The following is an 18617-nucleotide window of genomic DNA, read 5'->3' as shown; positions in this document are numbered from 1 at the left end:
TACCCACGCCGTCGTCACACGTCCGCTCGTTCCCTACCCAGGACGAGCAGCGTCGACTCTCCCCTCGCGAAGATCGACCCGGGCTGGCGGCGGCGACCGGGGTCCGGCCGCACCAACCTGTCGATGTGGCAACCTGCGCTGTGAGTTGCCGCTATGGTGCTGCGGAAACCAGCGCTACCCCGCCTTTTTCCCGGGTTCTCCGCCGGCCACCCGCGCGGGTGCGCCACGTCGGGCGGTAAGTCCCGTCTGCCCCACCGGTTGCCCAGGCCAGCCGGACAGACGAATTCGACCCTGCCCCAGGGGAAGACCCCAGACTGGTCGGCATGATGAACATCGGCGAGTTCGCGGAGCTGACCGGGTTGAGCGTGAAGGCCCTCCGGCTGTACGACGAGCGCGGACTGCTCGTACCGGCGGCTGTCGACCCCTGGACCCGCTACCGGCGGTACACCGCCGCACAGCTGGCCCCGGCGATCCGACTCAAGGCGCTGCGCGCCGCCGGGGTCTCCCTGACCGACGCGGCCCGGATCCTGGCCGATCCCGACGACGCCGAGCCGGTACTGACCCGACACCGGGCGCAGGTCGCCGCCGAACGGGAACGACAAGATGCCGCGCTGGCCGCCCTCGAACCGGTGCTCGGCGCGGAGAGTTGGCGCTGGACGGTCCAGGAACGTACGGCGACCGGCACCCACTGGGTCGGCGTACGGCTCCGGCTCCCGGCGTCCGACGACATCGATCCCGAAGCCGCCGACGAACGGGCCAACGCGGGCTTCGCCGCGTTGTGGCGAGAACTGTCGGCGGATGACAACGCCCCGACCGGACCATTCTGGTCGTCGTTCCGGACCGCCGGGTCGGCCGACCCCACGGCCAGCACCACCCGTCCGGCAGCCGAGGAGGGTACGGCGATCGACCTGCTCTGCTGCTGGCCGGTGGCCCGTCCACCGGCACCCGGTTGGTCGGTGCCCGGCTGGGTGACCGAGGTGGGGCAGGTCCCCGCAGGTCCGGAACTGGTGGTCCGGTGGCGACACGACGAGCCGATGCCAGCCGTCGTGGGGGCCACCCACCCGGCCGTCGTGGCGCTACTGGTCGAGGCCGAGAACCGGGGCCTGGAGCTGGACCTGCCCCAGCTACGCCAGATCGGGCTGATCGAGGATGGTCAGCCGGTAGGGGTCGAGGTGGTGATGCCGGTGCTGCCCGGCACGTGACAGCGTCAGCGCAGTGTCGGCACCTCGCCACCGGCCGCCCACTCGACACTGGTTCCGGCTAGGCCGGCGGTCCAGGGGGCGGTGATCTCGGCGAGCCTGGCCGGATCCGGGGGCACGGGACCGATCCCGACCGCGAAGCGGGCCAGCTCCGGCTCGTACTCGAACGGCCGGGGCCAGGCATGCACGTCCCGTACCCCCGCCCGTTCCAGCGCGGCGAGCAGTGCCCGTATCCGGCCCCGGACCCGGCCCAACGTCACGCCGAACCCCTCACTCCGCTGGGCCCGTACGGTGACGATCGCCCACGCTCGGTGCCGCCGGTGCAACGGCGGTGGCGACAGCAGCTCCGGCCAGGGATCTCGGCCGTCGTCGCTCGCCGCCTGCACGGTCTCCCAGGCGTGATAGAGCTCCTGTGTCAACAGTTCCCGCCCGGCGACCCCGACCTGCTCGCTACCGGAGCGGACCGGAGCCGTGGGGGTCAGCACGCACACCGCCGGGGCCTGGTCTGCGTCCGACGAGTCGGGGACGGACGCTGGCGAATCGGGGACGGTCCCTGACGAGTCGCCGCCCGGGGGTGGTCGGAGCGCGATCGGTCGACGCCAGTCCCACGCCGCCCACTGGCCGAAGAAGTGCCCGAGCAGGTCGGCGGTGGGGATGGCTCCGGCGTCGCAGACCGTACGCGCCGCCAGGATGGTCCAGGCCAGGCCGGGTAGTCCGCCGAACGGGGCCGAGTCGAGTCCACGGGCCCGCGCCCAGGATTTCACCTCTCGGGCCAGGCGAACGAACCGCAGACGGCTCACGTCGACCCCGGCGCGGCTTTCGTCCACCCCGGCAGAGCCTTCGTCCACCCCTGCGCGGCTCCCGTCCACCGCAGCGAGGATCGCCTCCGCGTCACTGACCGCGCTCAGGGCCATCGCCGCCGGCTCCCCCAGCTCCGTCCGACGGGACACCGCCTCGACCGGGGGAATCCCCGCGGTGGCGACGACGACCAGGTCCACGTCCAGGTCGCCGACGCGTAGGCGTAGGCCGGGCACCCGGGCACCGACCACCGGTCGTACGTCGGTCGCCGCCGGCAGCGCGGCTGCCACCCGTACCGCCAGCTCGGTCAGGTCCACCGAATCGGGCAGCGCCACCACCAGGTCCAGATCCGCGCCGGCCACCGCACAGCCCAGCCGGCGAGATCCGACGACGTGGACGACCGCATCCGGCAGTGCGTCCCGTAGTCGTCCCACTAGCCGTTCGACCCGGCCCGTCCCGGCGACAACATCGATCGGAGCCACGGCACCGATCTGGTCCACCCAGCGCACCGCTCCGGTACCGAGAGCGACGGTCGCCCGGGGGCGCATGGGCTCCACACCCCGCCGGGACAACAGGACCAGCTCCCCCACCTGGGCACGATGGTGGCCGAGTCGCACCTCGAAGTCAGCGGCGAGCCGATCCGGTTTCCGCGACCGACCGAGGCTCAGATGCGGCACGAATCCCGCACCACGACCACGACAGCGCGGGAACCTCCGTTCCACCGTGTCCCGTAGCCCGATCCACGGTGCTGCCCCGGCCGCTGCCGGATCGAGCCAGACCGTCGCGTCGTCGCCGTGCGAAAAGGCGCGTACGCCCCGGAGTAGCACCGAAAACGGGGCGATCTCCGCCACGACATCGACCAGCAACGAAACCGCCGCCTCGAAGTCGGCCTCCGGCACGAATCCGAACATCACAGAGACATGCGGCGGCCATCGGTGCAGTTGCGGGTCATGCGCCGAACGGATCTCCTGGATCGCCGACCAGAGCTGTTCCGGCGGAAGCCAGACCAGCGCCGTCCGGGCGGTCGGATGGGCGTCGAGGACATCGGCGTAGTCGCTGCCCCCGGGGGTCCCACCAACGACCACGTCCACGGCCACGCCGTAGTGGTCGGACACGAACAGGTTGTCCGGGGTGGCCGGCGAGTCACCCCGTACGGCCGCGTCGGCGACCCGCAGGTCCGGCCCCCGCAGCAGTACGCGGTCCAGTCGCCCCGCCCGACCGGAAAGCGAGGAGACCGCCGCCAGCGGATTGGCCTGCGGGTCGAAGGTCGGGGTGCGGTCGTCGGACCCGTACACCTCGGTCCACGCGTCCCGCAGACGCAGCGCCTCGGCGGGTCGGTCGCCACCGTCGTTGAAGTCGCCCACCAGGATGAGGTTGGTGTCCACCGTGGTCAGCGCCTCGGCGACCCGGGCCAGTTCGACGTCCCGCCGACCCGGACCATCGTCGGCATGGTCGCTGGTGAGATGGGTCGTGGCCACCACGACCGGACCGGCGGCCGACTCCACGGTGATGGCCACGACGGCCTTGTACGGGCCGAGGGGCAGCCGGCCCGCTTCCCGTACCGGCAGTCGACTGAGCAACAGGAGGCCGTCGCCGTCGACCTCACGGGACGTGGGATCGGTGGTCAGGGCGTAGCGGGAACGGATCCACGGGCTGCCGGCCAGCAGGGCGAGCAGGTCTACCTCGACCTCCTGGAGCGCGATGAGGTCCGCGTCGGCGCGTTCCAGCGCGGCCAGCAGCAGCGGCCTGCGCCGGGCGGTGTCGATGCGGTCGCTGTCGTAGCGGTCCCACAACGTGTTCCAGGTCAGCACCCGCAGCGCCGCCGACATCGGGGACGCCGACGCCACCCGCCCAGTCGGGCTGGTCGCCGCCGGGCACCAACCCGCGACCGGATCCCAGACGTACGGCGAGCGGGCGGTGAACAGGGGTGCCCGCAGCAGGCGTGGCTGCCGGACCCGGCCAAGCTGGGACGAGTCGAGGTCGTCCACCCCCGCCGACCGGTCCCAGACCACCTCACCGTCCGCCTCGATGAACAGGACCCGGTGCCAGGGAATGTCGCCGCCCGGAACGAACGCGGGCAGCGGCACCCGCTTGGGCGAGGCTCCGCGTACGTTGATCCCGAGCACGAACCGGGCCGGGTCGAAGCGCGGATCCCAGCGAATCCGGTGGTAGATCTCCTCGCTGGTCCGCATCTCAGTCCTCCTCGCCGGCCAGGGTCCCGGCGACGTCGCGGACCGCCCCAGTCGCGTCGACATACCAGGTGTGGTGCGCCTCCCCCGGATACGGCGGGCAGAAGCGCCGTAGCTGTGCGGCCAGCACGGCTGACGGCACCTGGTGGAGACGTTCGGCGTTACGCCGGATCAGCACGTCTTCAGGGACCAGCAGGACCGCGTGGGTGGTCGACGCGTTGCGGCGTCGGGCCACGGCATGCACCAGGGAACGCTGCTGCCGGTTCAGCGCGGTGGCGTCCCAGACCACGGTTCGCCGATCGGTCAGCAGATCGTCGAGCTGGCGTAGCCCGTGGTGCAGGATGGCCGCGTTCGCCCGTTGGTCGGCCCGGGAACCGTGGGCGGCGCGCAGGTCGTCGAGGGAGACGACATCGTCGACGCCGGGCAGACGCCGGGCCAGGCTGCTCTTTCCGCTGCCCGAGGGCCCCACCATGAGGACCAGCCGGGGAAAGTCGCCGTCGCGCCACCGCCAGGTCGCCGCTACCGCCGAGTCGGCGGTGGTCACCCGCCCCAGCGCGTACGCCTCCCGTGCCTCGGCCCAGCACCGGTCCGCCGCGTCGGCGGCGCACCCGCGCAACGCCTGCCGTAGTCCGGTCCGGAGGGACGCCAACGGCGTCTCGCCGAGCAGACCCGCCTTCTCGGCGTACAGGGCGGACCAGTCGACCTGTTCCCGGGCGTCGGCAGCGTCTTGACTGTCGGCGTGGGCTGAACCGTCGACGACAGCTCGGCGGTCGGCGTGGGCTGAACCATCGACGACAGCTCGGGCGGCCAGGCTGGCGGCGGCGACCGCGTGCAGCACCCCCAGGTCGGCGACGGCGGTCCACCGGACCAGGCCGGCTCGACGCGCATTGTCCGGAAACGGCCGGTGCAGCCGGGTGTGCAACCCGACCAGGTCGGCGATCCGGCGGGCCAGCGGCATACCGAGCGGAGCCACCAGCCGGGGAGCCAACCAGGATCGGTGACAGCCGTGGAACAGCGCCGCCAGCACGCCGGCCAACCGGGTATCGCCGCAGCGACCCAACAGGTCGAGCCGGGTGCGGACGTCGACCAGCCCTGCCTCGGCCCGCGCGACCGCGACCGGCTCCGGTACGTCCGCCGCGCTCAGTTCCGAGGTACCGACGCCGACCGCCGCGAGCAGCGACGACAGACCTGGATCGGCTCCGGAGCGCACCGCCCACAGCGGGGCGGCCACCCCCAGGCCGTTCTCGACGACCGGGGCGAGCATCCAGTGTTCGTCGGTCTGTACGTGCCCCGGCCGCACCCACTTGGCCACCCGCTGGGCGAACTCGTCCCGGTGGAAGCCGTCGACGGTCCGTACGACGTACCCCTCCTGGCGGGTGCGGTCCAGGCGCAGTTTCCGTAGGGCCCGCTCGTCGAAGTTGCCCCGCCACAACACCGGTGGGGTCGGTACGCCCAGCCGGCGGGCGAACCGTACCGTCCGGTCCCAGTCCAGGCAGTGTTCGCCGGTCCAGACGGAGAAGGCGTAGAACCAGCTTTCCAACTGGTGGTAGGCGATCGAGTGTCGGGCGTAGAGGTTCTCCCCGCACACCCGCCACCCGTCGGGGATCGTTCGCGCGATCCGGCCGTGCAGGGCCTTCACCCAGGCCCGGGACGGATGGTGCGCGGAGTCCAACGAGCGGGCGTGCAGCCCGTCGGCGTACATGGTGGTGTTCTCGCCGTCGAGCTTCTCGGTGACCACCACCTCCCGGCCGACCAGTCCGGACAGGTCCCCGGCCCGTACGTCGTCCGCCCCTGCCCCGGGTGACCAGGGCAGGTGCGGCGTACGTGGATAGTGCACCCGCATACCCTGCCCCCGATGACCGATGAAACGCTGCGCGGAACTGTAGGAGGCGCAAGCGTCGTCGGTCCACCGAATAGCCGCCGCTCCCCTCGGCTGGCCGCACCGGGCCGGCTCCGGCCGGACGGGACCGGCTGGCAGGATCGGTGGTATGGAGTTGTGGAACAACCCGTCCTGCTCGAAGTGTGCCGGTGCGCGGAACACGCTGGACGAGGCACGCGTGCCGTACCGGTTACGGGCCTACCTGGAGCAGTCGCCGACCGCCGCGGAGTTGACCGAGGTGTTGCGCCGCCTCGACGCGCAACCGTGGGACATCTGCCGCACCGGCGAACCGGCGGCGGCAACGCGGGGCATGGCGCAGTGGCCTCGCGACGAGGCGAACGCCCACCGCTGGATCGAGGCGATGGTCGAGGCACCCGAACTCATCCAGCGGCCGATCCTGCTCCTCGACGACGGCTCGGCGCTGGTCGGTCGTACCCCGGAGGCGCTGGCCGAGGCGATCCGCCGCAGCGCAGGCTAGGCGGACCGCCCCGGGTGCCGGTCAGAACTTCTGGTACATCACGTGCAGGCCGACGAGGCCGAACCTCGGGTGGTCGAACGCCTCCGGCACGGTGGCGAGGATCTCGAAACCGAGGGAGAGCCACAGGCGTACCGCGACGCTGTTCGTCTCGACCACCGCGTTGAACTGCATGCCGTGGTAGCCGGCGGCACGGGCCCACTCGACGGCATAGCTGCCCAATGCTCGGCCGACGCCAGTACCCTGGTGGGCCGCGTCGACCATGAAGCTGGCGGTTGCCACGTGGGCACCACGCCCGGGGCGGTTCGGCCCCATCTTCGCCGAACCCACCACCTGGTCACCGCGTACGGCCACCACGGTCTGCCCCGGGGGCGGCTCCATCCACAGTGATCGGGCCGTATCAGCGGTCATCCCGTCGGGATAGGCGTACGTCTCGCCGTCCTCGACGATTCGCGAGAAGAACGGAAATATCTGCGGCCAGTCCCGGTCGTCGTCGGCGGCTCGGATCCTCATGTGGAAACCCTACTGAGCCGAGGTGCATGAACACGAGCACCTATCGCAGGTGGTGGGGGCAGCGGATAGGCGTGCTCGACCGGCAGGAGTCGGGCGGCCTGCGCCAGGTCTCCCTGTCGGACCAGGGTGTGGATCTCGTGAGCGAGGTCGGTGACGTCCTCGACGGCGGTCACCCAGTCGTCGACATAGCGGGTGACCGCCGGACCGGAGAGTCCCACCTGGATCGCCCGGTACGACAGTGGGGCGAGGTGCAGGTCCCGTTCCGGATCCCACTGGACCCGCACCGGGGACGCACGCAGCGACTTCCGCCAGGCATCCCGGCTGGCGTGTAGCTGCGGGTCGAAGTGGCTGAGTGCGGCGTGCGCCAACGCCCACTCGAAGCCGTCACGCCGGATCCGGATCGCCAGCACCCGTTCCTGCCCCGGCTTGGTGGCCCACCCGGAGCGATACATCATCCAGCGGAAGGACGGCTTGATCCAGGTCATCCGGCCCCGGTTGTACCAGTCGGGGAATCCCCCTCGCTCTACCGTGGGTTCGGCTATGTGCGGCGGATAGGCCTGGTAGACGGTGAGGGTCGAATCGTCGTACTCGGCTCGAATCTGGCGGTTGTCGCTGCTCACCGACCCATGGTCGGCCCGCGACGATCCGGGGGCGAGCGGATTTCCCGCCCGGGGTGTTGGCACACCGGCGCGGGCCGGGGCTGGTCGGTCGGCGACGCCCGATGTGCCGCACCGAACACCGGCCGGGGCTTCCCGCAGGCCGCTCTGGTCGGGCCGAGACAATCACCCGGTGAACTTGGCATCCGTCGGCACCCGGCGAGTAGCGTCAATCCGGCTCTTCAGCCCACTGATCCTGATCACCGTGCTCGTGACCGGGTGTACGAAATCGCCCGCGCCGACCCCTGCCGCTACCCCTCCGGCCGCCCCCACCAGCGTGACTCCCGCCTGCCCGGAAGCGGGCGTAATGATCGAATCTGGTCCGGTCGAAGCCGCCATGGGACTCCGGGTGACCCGCCTGGAGATGATCAACTGCGGGAACGACCCATACCAGGTCACCGGATATCCGGCGGTCCGCGTCCTTGACGCGGAACACAAGCCCATGGCGATCGACGTCCTCGATGGTTTCTCGGCCATCACCTCGTCCATCACGGGCTTCGACGGCGCACCGAAGCCGGTCGAGTTGCCACCCGGCCAGGCAGCAGCGGCCGTCGTAGTCTGGCGCAACACGGTGACGGACGCGTCGGTGACCGCGACGACCGCCACCTACCTGGAGATCGCCCCTGCTGACGGGCAGAGCCCGCAGGTGGTGGCGGTGGACGGCGGCCTCGACCTGGGTACGACCGGCCGACTCGGAGTCAGCCCGTGGACACTGCCGAAGGGGCCCTCGTCACCGCGCTGACCAGCGCGCAGAACTGACCCGTGCGCCGTTTCCCGGCCGATCAGCCGGGGTACCTGCGCAAAATGAGCACACCGGAACAAACACCACTGCCCACCGCCCAGGAACAGCCGTACCCCGGTCAGACCGAGGGGATGGACCCGCACCCGCGCGACGAGATGACCGACTACGTCGGTCGCGGTCTCCTCGAAAACCGGCGCGCGCTGGTGACCGGCGGCGACTCCGGCATCGGGCGAGCGGTCGCGGTGGCCTTCGCCAAGGAGGGCGCCGACGTCGCGATCGCCTACCTCAGTGAGGAGAAGGACGCCCGGCACACCGCCGAACTGGTCGAGGCGGCCGGCCGGCGCTGTGTGCTGATCCCCGGCAACCTGGCCGAGGCCGAGCACTGCCAGCACGTGGTCACCCAGACCGTACGTGAGTTGGGTGGGCTGGACCTCCTGGTCAACAACGTCGCCTACCAGCAGAACGCCGACTCGCTGACCGAGATCAGCGACGAGCAGTGGCTACACACCTTCGACGTCAACATCCACAGCTACTTCCGGGTGACCCGGGCGGCCCTGGCCCACCTGCCGGAGCAGTCGGCGATCATCAACACGGCCTCGATCAACGGGCTGAAGGGCAACGACCATCTGATCGACTACTCGGCCACGAAGGGTGCGATCATCGCCTTCACCTACTCGCTGGCTCAGTCGCTGATGGAGAAGCGGATCCGGGTGAACTGTGTCGCCCCCGGCCCGGTCTGGACGCCGCTGATCCCGGCCACCTTCGAGGCCGAGCAGGTCAAGGAGTTCGGCCAGCAGGTGCCGATGGGCCGCCCGGCACAGCCGGACGAGATCGCCCCGTCGTACGTCTTCTTCGCCAGCAACCAGTTGTCGTCGTACTACAGCGGCGAGGTGCTCGCCCCCATCGGCGGCCTCACCCTGCCCGGCTGAGATCACGGGAGCCATCATGCGAACGACCCTCCGGGACACGCCACCCCTCCGGGACACGCCGGTCCCCCGTACCAGGGGCCTCGACAGCACCCTGGCCCTGGTCCGGGACGGATACGACTTCATCTCCGACCGGTGCCGCCGGTACGGCTCCGAGGTCTTCGAGACCCGACTGCTGTTCGAACGCACCCTGTGCCTGGTCGGCGCCGAGGCAGCGAAGGTCTTCTACGATCCGGACCGGTTCGAGCGGGCCGGGGCCGCGCCGGCTCGGTTGCCGAAGACGCTCTTCGGGCAGGGCGGGGTGCAGGGGCTGGACGATGCGGCCCATCGGTCCCGCAAGCGGATGTTCATGTCGATCATGACGCCGGAGAGCATCCGCGACCTGGTCGACATCTTCGAGCAGGAATGGCAGGCCGCCCTCGACCGATGGAAACGGGTCCAGTCGATCGTCCTCTACGAGGAGGTCTCCTGGGTGCTGTGCCGGGCGGTGTGCCGATGGGCCGGGGTGCCACTGGCCGCCTACGACGTACGTCGGCGCACCGCGGACCTCCAGGCGCTGATCGCCGCCCCGGCGGCCGTCGGTCCCGCCTACTGGCGAGGGCGGCGGGCCCGACGGGACTGCGAGCGGTGGCTGGCGGAGATCGTGCGGCAGGTCCGGCGGGGGGAACTGACGGCTCCGGTCGGCGGCGTCCTGCACACCTTCGCCGAGCATCGCGAGCCGGACGGGCACACCTTCGCCGAGCATCGCGAGCCGGACAGGCAACTGTTACCCGACCGGGTCGCGGCGGTGGAGTTGCTGAACATCCTGCGGCCCGTGGTAGCCGTCGACCGGTTCATCACCTTCGCGGCGCTCGCCCTGCACCTGCACCCGCGGTGCCGGGAGCAACTGTCCGACGGCTCCGATCCCGAGGTCGCCCGGCGGTTCACCCAGGAGGTACGCCGGTTCTACCCGTTCTTCCCGGCCGTCGTGGCCCGGGTCCGGACCGACTTCGACTGGAACGGGGTGCGGTTCCCGCAGGGTCGGCGGGTGCTGCTGGGTCTCTACGGTACGGACCACGATCCGCGGCTCTGGTCGGATCCCGACCAGTTCCGACCGGAGCGGTTCGTGGACCGTCCGGAGGACCCGTGGACGTTGATCCCGCAGGGTGGGGGCGACCATCACGTGAACCACCGCTGCCCGGGTGAGTGGATAACTATCGAGCTGATCCAGAGCGCCGTCACCCTGCTGGCCAGTGGGATGAGCTACGACGTACCGGACCAGGACCTTCGGGTCAGTCTGCGGCAAATGCCCACCCTGCCGAACAGCCGCCTGGTGCTGGCCAACGTCAGCCAGCGGTAGCCGAGGCGTACGCGGGTACGCCAGACAGCGGTAGTTGAGCCGGCCGCCGGACGTATGCCGAGTTGAGCCGGCCGCCGGACGTATGCCGGTCGCCCCGGCCGCGCGCGGAGAATCCGGGCGGCGGCCGGGGGCCTGTGACAGGCTCGGGTCATGGACGACAGCACGATTCTGAGCCGGATCACCGAACTCGTCGACGAGGAACGCCGGCTGCGTGGGAGCGCCCAGTCAGCGCAGGGCAGCACCGACGAGGACCGGGACCGGCTCCGGGAGTTGGAGCAGTCCCTCGACCAGTGCTGGGACCTGCTGCGTCGGCGACGGGCGGCCCGACAGGCCGGTGCCGATCCGGAGACCGCCCACACGCCCAGCAAGACCGAGGTCGAGCGCTACCTCCAGTAGTCGACTGACGATACCTCCGGTGACCGACCGGCGAGGGTCGGCGGCTCACCGCAGTCCCACCTCCGCGAGGAGTTGCCGGGTCAGCTCGCCCGGGTCGATCAGCTCGACCGGCAGCCCCCGGGCCGCGAACCACTTGGACACCACCTGTACGTCCCGGGCCAGGAACTCCGCGCCCTGCGGATTGGCCACCACGTCCACCACCTGCGGCAGGTCGATGAGCACCAGCCGACCATCGCGCACCAGCAGGTTGTACGGCGACAGGTCACCGTGCGCCAGCCCAGCCCTGGCCAGTACGACCAGCGCGTCGACCAGCTGGTGCCACAGGTCGCGCAGTTCGGTGGGTTCGGGTCGCAGTTGGGCCAACCTGGGGGCGGCGTTGCCCGTGGCGGCATCGCCGACGAACTCCAACATCAGCTCGGTGCCGAGCAGCTGGACCGGATAGGGCACCGCGATGGTGCCGTACTCGGCACCGATCTGCCAGAGCTGGGACAGGGCGGCGAACTCGGCAGCCGCCCACTGGCCGGCGATCATCTGGCGTCCGAAGGCGGTGCGGCCCTCCATCGCCCGGTTCTCCCGGGACCGGCGGACCCGACGGCCCTCCAGATAGCCGGCGTCCCGGTGGAAGAGTCGATGCTCGGCCGCCCGGTAGCGCTTGACCGCCAGCAGACAGGACCGGTCCGTGTCGGGTACGCCCCGGCGCATCAGGTGCACCTCGGCTTCCTTGCCGGTCTTGAGTACGCCGAGTTCGGTGTCGACGGCGGCCAATTCGGTGACCAGCCAATCCGGGTACGGGGTCGGCCCGGTCACCGCCTGGTCCCAACTGGACCAGCGGTCGCCGCTCGACGGCTCGTCGGTGTCGGCGTTGGTGTCGAAGCTCGGTGCCGGCTCGTGCCGGGACCGTTTCAGGAAACGCGGCTCGTCATCGTCGAAACGACGGTTGCCACGGGCTCGGCGCTGGGAGGCCGATGAAGTCTGGTCGTGCTCACGCACAGCGGTGTCCCCTTGAACGAGGTGAGAGAAGACATGACGAAGTGGGACCTGGAAGCAACCATTGCCCTCTCCTCTCGTTCGTTCAGGGGCACGCCGGATTCGGCAGCCGGCGCCATCTTGCGCCCACCGGATTGGTGGAGCAACCGAATTAGCTGGCGAGTACGGTGGCGAGCGCCGGAATCAGCCCGTCCACGACCCGGGTGGGGGCGAACCGGGGTTCCATCCACCGGCGGCCGCGATGCAGCCACACGCTGGGCAGGCCCATCGCCGCCGCACCACCGATGTCGGCCTCCGGGCCGTCGCCAACGATCCAGGCACCGCGTAGGTGCATCCGGGCCCGTTGGGCGGCGAGCGCGAAGATCCGGGGGTTGGGTTTACTCACCCCGGCCTCCTCGGAGATGACCCAGTCCGCGACGTAGCGGTCCAGGCCGGTCCGGCGAATCTTCGTATCCTCCTGGCGGACCGTACCGTTGCAGACCACCACCGGTACCCAGCCCGCATCGCTGGCGATGCGCAGGGCACAGGCGTTCAGCGGATCGAGTCGGAGATAGGCACCCACCCCTTCATCCTGCGCATCGACCAGGTCGATGGCGGGAGTATGCAGGCCGTAGCGGTCCCGGATCGCGTCAGCGACATCCCACCGGTCGGTCAGCCCGTCCGCGTCCACCGACAGAAGCCAGTCGATGTCGCTGTCCGGTGCCCCGATCTCCGCCAGGAAGCTCTGCGCCCAGGACCGGAAGGCCCCGGCCCGGTCGAGCAGGGTGTTGTCCAGATCGAGGAGCAGCAGTGGCACGCCGCGACCCTACGTGACCCGGGGACTCGGCAACAGTCCGCCAGCTAAACAAACTGCGCGGTCAATCAGATTTTTACTTAGCCGACCAGCAGGCCACGACCGGTCCCCTGGTCAGCCAGCCGATCGACGAGCATGGTGTGGGCGGTCCGCACCCGGGTCAGCTCGGCCGGGTCGAGGGTGGCCACGGCCACCGCCTCACCCTCGTCCGCCGCTCGATCCAATGGTCGGCCCTCCGGGTCGTAGATCGCCGCGCCACCGTTGAACTGCCACGGCGGGGTCCCACCGACGATGTTGGCGAAGACGACGTACATGCCGTTGTCCAGCGCCCGAGCGGGATAGTAGAGGTCTCGGCGGTGGGCCGAGCCGGTCAGGTAGCCACTCGGACACAGATATCCGTGTGCGCCGTCGTCGGCAGCCGCCCGTCCGTGCTCCGGAAAGCAGGCGTCGTAACAGATGCCCAACCCCAGCCGCCAGCCCTCGACCACCAGGGTCGCACCGCACGGCCCCGGGGTGAACAGTTCGATCTCGTCCGGCCCGCAGAGGTGCTGCTTGTCGTACCCCACGGTCACGTCGCCGCTGCGATCGACCACAAGGGACGAACAGGTACGACGCCCGTCCGGGTGGCGTACCGCCGCCCCGACGACCAGCACCGCCGAACCGTCCCGGGTGGCGGCCTGCAGCGGATCGAGCCGAGCGTCGGCAACCCGCCGATCGGCGGAGGCGGCCAGGTCGGTGCCGGCGGGGTCGACGCGCAGCGCCGGTGGGTGGTAGGCGGGGAGGAACAACTCCGGGAGTACGACCACGGTGGCGCCGAGATCGGTGGCCCGACGGACGAGCCGGGCGGCTGTGGCGACATTGGTGGTCAGATCGCCGGGGACCGATTCGGCCTGTCCGGCGGCGACGGTCAGCGGGCCCAGCGGGGCTGGGGTGGCGAGGGGAGGCACGGCAGGATCCTAACCGGGACCGCCAGCGCGTCGGGACACCCGACTTCTCGCCTGTTCCTCACTCGTCGCTACCGAACTGACGAGACCAAGCCGTACGTACGGTTTGCATCGCCGGTGGTCAGCTGGAACGATCAGATGATGCCCAGGGTAAGCCAGGACCAACTCGACGCACGCCGCCAGGAGATCCTCGCCGCAGCCCGGGCCTGTTTCGCCCGGCACGGCTACGAGGGTGCCACCGTACGCCGACTGGAAGAGGCCACCGGGCTCTCCCGGGGAGCCATCTTCCACCACTTCCGGGACAAGGACTCGCTCTTCCTGGCGGTGGCCGAGGACGACGCGGTGACGATGGTGGAGACCGTGGCCCGCAACGGTCTGGTCCAGGTGATGCGGGACCTGCTGGTCCGGGCGGATGCCCCGGACACCGCCGGCTGGCTCGGCAGCCAGTTGGAGGTGTCCCGTCGACTACGCACCGACCCGGCCTTCGCCGAACGCTGGGCCCAACGGTCGGCCGCCATCGCGGAAGCCACCCGGGACCGGCTCGGCCGGCAACGGGACGCGGGGGTACTCCGCGACGACGTACCCATCGAGGTGCTCGCCCAGTTCCTGGAGTTGGCCTACGACGGCCTGGTTCTACACCTGGCCATGGGCCGCCCTGCCGGTGACCTGAACCAGGTCCTCGACCTGGTGGAGGAGGCGGTACGCCGCCCCGAGGGCGGGCCGGCCAGCCACTGATCTACGAGGATGGCCGGATTGGCGAGGGTGTCCCACAATGGGCGCCATGACGATCAGCCTCGCCGCGGCGGGTGACACCTGGGGCATCTCCGGGCCGGTCTTCCTTCTGGTCTACTTCATCGCCGCCGACCTGTTGGTCTTCGCCACCCTGGCGCACCGGTTCCTCCTCTTCGCCGGCCCCCGTGGTTTCCGGGACGCGGACCGACTGCACCCGCAGCAGGTCGCCTACCTCAACGGCGGGGCCCGACTCGCCGTCGACGCCGCGCTGGGCGGGCTACGCGCCGCCGGGGCGCTCAGCGGCCGCAACGAACGCATCGTCAGCAGCGGATCGCTGCCGGTCGGCGCGACGCAGCTGGACCAGGCGATCTACAACGCCGTCAGCCAGGGAATCCGGCCCAGCGCCCTGCGAACCCACCAGTGGGTGGTGCAGGCAATCGACCAACTGCGCCGGCAACTGGAGGTCGCCGGCCTCGTGCCGACCCTCGCGCAACGCCGTACGGCCCGACTGGTCCCACTGCTGCTGGTCGGCCTCGTCGGGCTGGGCGCGGTCCGGCTCATCGCCGGGCTCAGCGCCGACAAGCCGGTGGGCTTCCTCATCGCCCTGCTCGCCATCGTCACGGTGGTCACCGTGGTGCTGCTGGTGGTCGTACCCCGGCAGACCAGGGCAGCCAAGTCGGCACTGCGGCAACTGCGCATCCGCCACGTCCACCTCAGCCCCGGCAACTCTCCCTCCTACTCGTCCTACGGGACGACCAGCGCGGCGATGGCGGTCGGACTCTTCGGCGGTGCCGCACTGTGGGGGCTCGACCCGCGATTCGCCGCCGAGGCCGAGGTGCAGCGCAATGCCATCGCCAGCGGTGGCAGCAGCGGGAGCAGTGGATGCGGTGGGGGTGGCGGCAGCGACGGGGGTGGTGGCAGCGGGTGTGGTGGCGGCGGGTGTGGCGGATGAGCCGGTCGGAAGACCAAAGGGACGGGGGCGAGGGTGCTTCACAATGACGCAATGACGGCTGTCCTGGCAGTAACTGCCGACACCTGGGGCATCTCCGGTCCGGTGTTCGCGCTCTTCTTCCTCCTCGCCGCCGCCGGGCTGACCGTGGCCACCCTGGTGCACCGTCGGTTCCTCTTCGCCGGTCCCACCGGCTTCCAGGAAGTGGCCCGGCTACACCCACAACAGGTCGCCTACCTCAACAGTGCCTCGCGGGCCTATCGCCCCCAGCTCACCGTCGACACCGCGCTGGGCGGGCTGCGCGCCGCCGGGGCCCTCGGAACACAGGGCGGTCACCTCGTCGTCACCGGGCCCCTACCGCACGACGTGACCCCACTGGATCAGGCGGTCTACCACGCCGCCGGCCAGCGAATCCGCCCTCGGGATCTGCGGACCAACCCGCAGGTGGTCGCCGCGCTCGACCAACTCCGGCAAGGGCTCGAGGCCGCCGGCCTCGTGGCGACCACCCAACAGCGACAATCGGCGCGAATGATCCCGCTGCTGCTCGTCGGCCTCATGGGGCTGGGGGTGGTCCGACTCGTCGCCGGGCTCGCCGACGGCAAACCGGTGCTCCTACTCGTCCTCCTGCTCGCCGTCCTCAGCGTCGTCACCCTGGTGCTGCTCCTGGTCCTGCCCCTGCGTACCCGGGCCGCCAGCTCCGCCCTCCGCCAACTACGGATCCACCACGCGTACCTCTCCCCCAGGAGTTCGCCCGCCTACGCGACCTACGGCGCGGCTGGCGCGGCGATGGGCGTCGCGCTCTTCGGCGGTGCCGCACTGTGGGGGCTCGACCCGGGCTTCGCCGCCGCGGCCGAGGTGGAACGCCACTCCATTGCCAGTAGCGGGAACGGCGGCAGCGGCGGTGGGGATGGTGGCAACGGCGGCGACGGGGGCGGTTGCGGCGGAGGCGGCGGGTGCGGCGGCTGTGGTGGGTGCGGCGGATGAGCTTGCCCCAACTCGGTGTGGGCATCGGCTGGCGGCCCGACATCGCCGGCATTGTCGCCGACCTACCCGGACTGCGATTCGTGGAGGTGGTCGCCGAGTCGATCACCGCCAACCCGTCGCCACCGGAGATGTTGACCGCACTACGCGAACGCGGTGTCACCGTCGTACCGCACGGGGTGCGGCTCTCCCTCGGCGGCGCGGAACCGGTCGAAGCAGCCCGGGTCACCCACCTCGCCCGGGTCGCCGAGTCGCTCTCCGCACCGCTGGTCAGCGAGCACATCGCGTTCGTCCGAGCCGGCGGGGTCGAGGCCGGTCACCTGCTACCACTGCCCCGGACCCGGGATGCGGTGGACGCGATGGTCGCCAACGTACGCCGGACCCAGGCCGAGTTGCCGGTGCCGATCGCGCTCGAACCGATCGCAGCCATCTTCGACTGGCCCGACGACGAACTGGACGAGGCGGCCTTCATCACCGAGATCCTCGACCGGACCGACGCCTGGCTGCTGCTGGACATCGCCAACATCTACGCCAACGCCCACAACCGAGGCACCGATCCGGTCGCCCTGCTCGACCGGCTGCCGTTGGAACGGATCGCCTACACGCACGTCGCGGGTGGCAGCGAACACGACGGCATCTACCACGACACGCATACCGACCCGGTCCCGGCACCGGTGCTCGACCTCATCGGCGAGTTGTGCGCCCGACACCGTCCCCCGGCGCTGTTGCTGGAACGCGACGGGCGCTACCCGCCGGCGGAGCTGTTGCGCCGCGAGCTCGACGCCATCAGTGCCGCCTCCGGCTACCCGGTGATCACGTGACCGGGTCGGTCGACACTTCCCGCGCCGACCTCGCCAGCCGACAGGCGGAACTGGTCGCGACGCTGGTCTCCGGCGCGGCGGTGCCGTCCGGCTTCGACCCCCGGCTCATCGGCGTAGCCCGGGAGGCGTTGCTGCGTAAGCGCGCCGGTGACGTCGCCCGGCACTGGCCGCTGTTGGCGGCGGGGCTCGCCGACCGGTGGCTGCCCACCTTCACCCGGTGGGCCGCCACCCGTCCGACCCAGGGATCGCTCCGGGATGGCTGGGACCTGGCCCGCAGCCTGACGGCCGAGGGCCCCCTACCCGTACCGGCCACCGAGGAGTTCGCCATCCGCGAGGCGGCCTGGCGCTACGACGGCCGCACCGCACCGCGCCCACGCCGACTACCCGCCGTACGACGGGTCGCCGACGGCGTGGTGGTGCAGTTCGCCGGCCGGATCCGGATCCTGCGCAGGTGGCAGCGCGGTTAGCGACCGCCCCGCCGATACGGCAGGATCGACGCATGGATCTCGGACTCGCAGACCGGGTGTACGTGCTGACCGGAGCCTCCCGGGGCCTCGGTTACGCCACCGCCGAGTGCCTGGTGGCCGACGGAGCACGGGTGGTGCTCTCCGCCCGCGACGGCGATCGGGTGGCGGCGGCGGTCGAGCGGCTCGGCAACCCACGGCAGGCGGTCGGGGTGGCCGCCGACCTGGCCGACCCGGCCGCACCCGGACGACTGGTCGAGGCGGCACGTGAGCACTTCGGCCGGCTGGACGGGGCACTCGTCTCGGTGGGCGGTCCCCCGCCGGGCACCGCCGCCACAGCGACCGACGCGCAGTGGCGTGACTCCTTCGAGACGGTCTTCCTCGGCACGGTCCGCACCGCCCGTACGGTCGCGGCGGAACTCCCCGACGGGGGTGCCATTGGTCTCGTGCTGTCCACATCGGTACGTAGCCCGATCGCCGGTCTCGGTATCTCCAACGGTCTGCGTCCCGGCCTGGCCGGCGTGGCCAAGGACATGGCCGACGAGTACGGTCCTCGGGGCGTACGGGTCTTCGGGCTGCTGCCGGGGCGGATCATGACCGACCGGAATCGGGAACTCTTCGCTGCGACCGGCGATCCGGCGCGGGCACAGGCCGAGGTGGAGCTGGCCATTCCGTTGCGCCGGTTGGGCGAGCCCGCCGAGTTCGGCCGGGTCGCCGCCTTCGCTCTCTCTCCCGCCGCTGGCTACCTGACCGGGGTGACCATCCCGGTCGACGGCGGCGCACTACGCAGCCTGTGAGCCGCCGCGCAACTGAATGAGGGAGGCCGGGTGAGCC

The 18617-nt window shown here is 71.0% G+C and carries 19 protein-coding genes; 12 read left to right on the top strand and 7 right to left on the bottom strand.

All coding sequences use genetic code 11. The features are described from left to right. Positions 1–323 precede the first annotated feature (323 nt). Positions 324–1202 (top strand): MerR family transcriptional regulator, encoded by an 879-nt coding sequence (locus tag FHR38_RS25870; RefSeq protein WP_221449188.1) that lies wholly within the window; start codon positions 324–326, stop codon positions 1200–1202. 5 nt (positions 1203–1207) lie between these two features. Here the strand turns inward: FHR38_RS25870 and FHR38_RS25865 are convergent, their stop codons facing one another. Further along, positions 1208–4189: a poly(A) polymerase gene (locus FHR38_RS25865; protein ID WP_184537095.1), complete on the bottom strand. Its 2982-nt coding sequence runs from the start codon at positions 4187–4189 to the stop codon at positions 1208–1210. 1 nt (position 4190) lies between these two features. Next, on the bottom strand, positions 4191–6023 hold the full coding sequence (locus FHR38_RS25860) for an RNA ligase family protein (protein ID WP_312882409.1): 1833 nt from the start codon (positions 6021–6023) through the stop codon (positions 4191–4193). Positions 6024–6174: 151 nt separating this feature from the next. Between FHR38_RS25860 and FHR38_RS25855 the strand changes: the two genes are divergently transcribed. Then, positions 6175–6543 (top strand): ArsC/Spx/MgsR family protein, encoded by a 369-nt coding sequence (locus FHR38_RS25855; RefSeq protein WP_184537093.1) that lies wholly within the window; start codon positions 6175–6177, stop codon positions 6541–6543. 21 nt (positions 6544–6564) lie between these two features. Here the strand turns inward: FHR38_RS25855 and FHR38_RS25850 are convergent, their stop codons facing one another. Together FHR38_RS25850 and FHR38_RS25845 are read right to left on the bottom strand one after the other, a co-directional pair. Then, positions 6565–7053 carry a GNAT family N-acetyltransferase gene (locus FHR38_RS25850; RefSeq protein ID WP_184537092.1) on the bottom strand — a complete coding sequence of 163 codons (489 nt, stop codon included), beginning with the start codon at positions 7051–7053 and terminating at the stop codon, positions 6565–6567. Then, entirely contained in the window at positions 7050–7673 is a 624-nt protein-coding gene (locus tag FHR38_RS25845) for a DUF4291 domain-containing protein (RefSeq protein WP_184537091.1), read from the bottom strand. Before FHR38_RS25845 ends, FHR38_RS25850 begins: the two co-directional genes overlap by 4 nt. Before the next feature lie 169 nt (positions 7674–7842). On the opposite strand from FHR38_RS25845, the gene FHR38_RS25840 reads away from it, so the two are divergent. The 4 genes from FHR38_RS25840 (at position 7843) to FHR38_RS25825 (ending at position 11112) form a co-directional block, all read left to right on the top strand. After that, a complete protein-coding gene (locus FHR38_RS25840; protein WP_184537090.1) occupies positions 7843–8451 on the top strand; it encodes a DUF4232 domain-containing protein in 609 nt (202 codons plus the stop codon). 62 nt (positions 8452–8513) lie between these two features. Continuing rightward, a complete protein-coding gene (locus FHR38_RS25835) occupies positions 8514–9380 on the top strand; it encodes an SDR family oxidoreductase (protein WP_184537089.1) in 867 nt (288 codons plus the stop codon). A gap of 16 nt (positions 9381–9396) precedes the next feature. Next, positions 9397–10716 carry a cytochrome P450 gene (locus tag FHR38_RS25830; RefSeq protein ID WP_184537088.1) on the top strand — a complete coding sequence of 440 codons (1320 nt, stop codon included), beginning with the start codon at positions 9397–9399 and terminating at the stop codon, positions 10714–10716. 150 nt (positions 10717–10866) lie between these two features. Then, positions 10867–11112, top strand: a complete 246-nt coding sequence (locus FHR38_RS25825; RefSeq protein WP_184537087.1) for a DUF2630 family protein — start codon at positions 10867–10869, stop codon at positions 11110–11112. A 45-nt stretch (positions 11113–11157) separates the two neighbouring features. Here FHR38_RS25825 and FHR38_RS25820 read toward each other — a convergent pair whose 3' ends face one another. The 3 genes from FHR38_RS25820 to FHR38_RS25810 all read right to left on the bottom strand — a co-directional run bounded on the left by FHR38_RS25820 (position 11158) and on the right by FHR38_RS25810 (position 13839). Continuing rightward, positions 11158–12102: a serine protein kinase RIO gene (locus FHR38_RS25820; protein WP_184537086.1), complete on the bottom strand. Its 945-nt coding sequence runs from the start codon at positions 12100–12102 to the stop codon at positions 11158–11160. Between the two features lie 148 nt (positions 12103–12250). Next, positions 12251–12895 carry an HAD family hydrolase gene (locus FHR38_RS25815; RefSeq protein ID WP_184537085.1) on the bottom strand — a complete coding sequence of 215 codons (645 nt, stop codon included), beginning with the start codon at positions 12893–12895 and terminating at the stop codon, positions 12251–12253. A gap of 77 nt (positions 12896–12972) precedes the next feature. Then, positions 12973–13839 carry a carbon-nitrogen hydrolase family protein gene (locus FHR38_RS25810; protein WP_184537084.1) on the bottom strand — a complete coding sequence of 289 codons (867 nt, stop codon included), beginning with the start codon at positions 13837–13839 and terminating at the stop codon, positions 12973–12975. Between the two features lie 138 nt (positions 13840–13977). On the opposite strand from FHR38_RS25810, the gene FHR38_RS25805 reads away from it, so the two are divergent. The 6 genes from FHR38_RS25805 to FHR38_RS25780 are packed head-to-tail and all read left to right on the top strand — an operon-like array spanning position 13978 to position 18580. After that, a complete protein-coding gene (locus FHR38_RS25805) occupies positions 13978–14571 on the top strand; it encodes a TetR/AcrR family transcriptional regulator (RefSeq protein WP_184537083.1) in 594 nt (197 codons plus the stop codon). A gap of 46 nt (positions 14572–14617) precedes the next feature. Continuing rightward, a complete protein-coding gene (locus tag FHR38_RS25800) occupies positions 14618–15520 on the top strand; it encodes a TIGR04222 domain-containing membrane protein (protein WP_184537082.1) in 903 nt (300 codons plus the stop codon). 51 nt (positions 15521–15571) lie between these two features. Continuing rightward, positions 15572–16501: a TIGR04222 domain-containing membrane protein gene (locus FHR38_RS25795; RefSeq protein ID WP_184537081.1), complete on the top strand. Its 930-nt coding sequence runs from the start codon at positions 15572–15574 to the stop codon at positions 16499–16501. Then, entirely contained in the window at positions 16498–17319 is an 822-nt protein-coding gene (locus FHR38_RS25790) for an MbnB/TglH/ChrH family RiPP precursor modification enzyme (protein ID WP_184537080.1), read from the top strand. Before FHR38_RS25795 ends, FHR38_RS25790 begins: the two co-directional genes overlap by 4 nt. Further along, complete coding sequence (locus FHR38_RS25785; protein ID WP_184537079.1) at positions 17316–17786, top strand: SCO6045 C-terminal-like domain-containing protein; 471 nt, start codon at positions 17316–17318, stop codon at positions 17784–17786. Before FHR38_RS25790 ends, FHR38_RS25785 begins: the two co-directional genes overlap by 4 nt. Positions 17787–17818: 32 nt before the next feature. After that, positions 17819–18580 (top strand): SDR family oxidoreductase, encoded by a 762-nt coding sequence (locus FHR38_RS25780; protein ID WP_184537078.1) that lies wholly within the window; start codon positions 17819–17821, stop codon positions 18578–18580. Positions 18581–18617: the final 37 nt, after the last annotated feature.

Source organism: Micromonospora polyrhachis (genome assembly GCF_014203835.1).
Classification (GTDB): domain Bacteria; phylum Actinomycetota; class Actinomycetes; order Mycobacteriales; family Micromonosporaceae; genus Micromonospora_H; species Micromonospora_H polyrhachis.
This window is presented reverse-complemented; position numbering and strand designations above follow the sequence as displayed.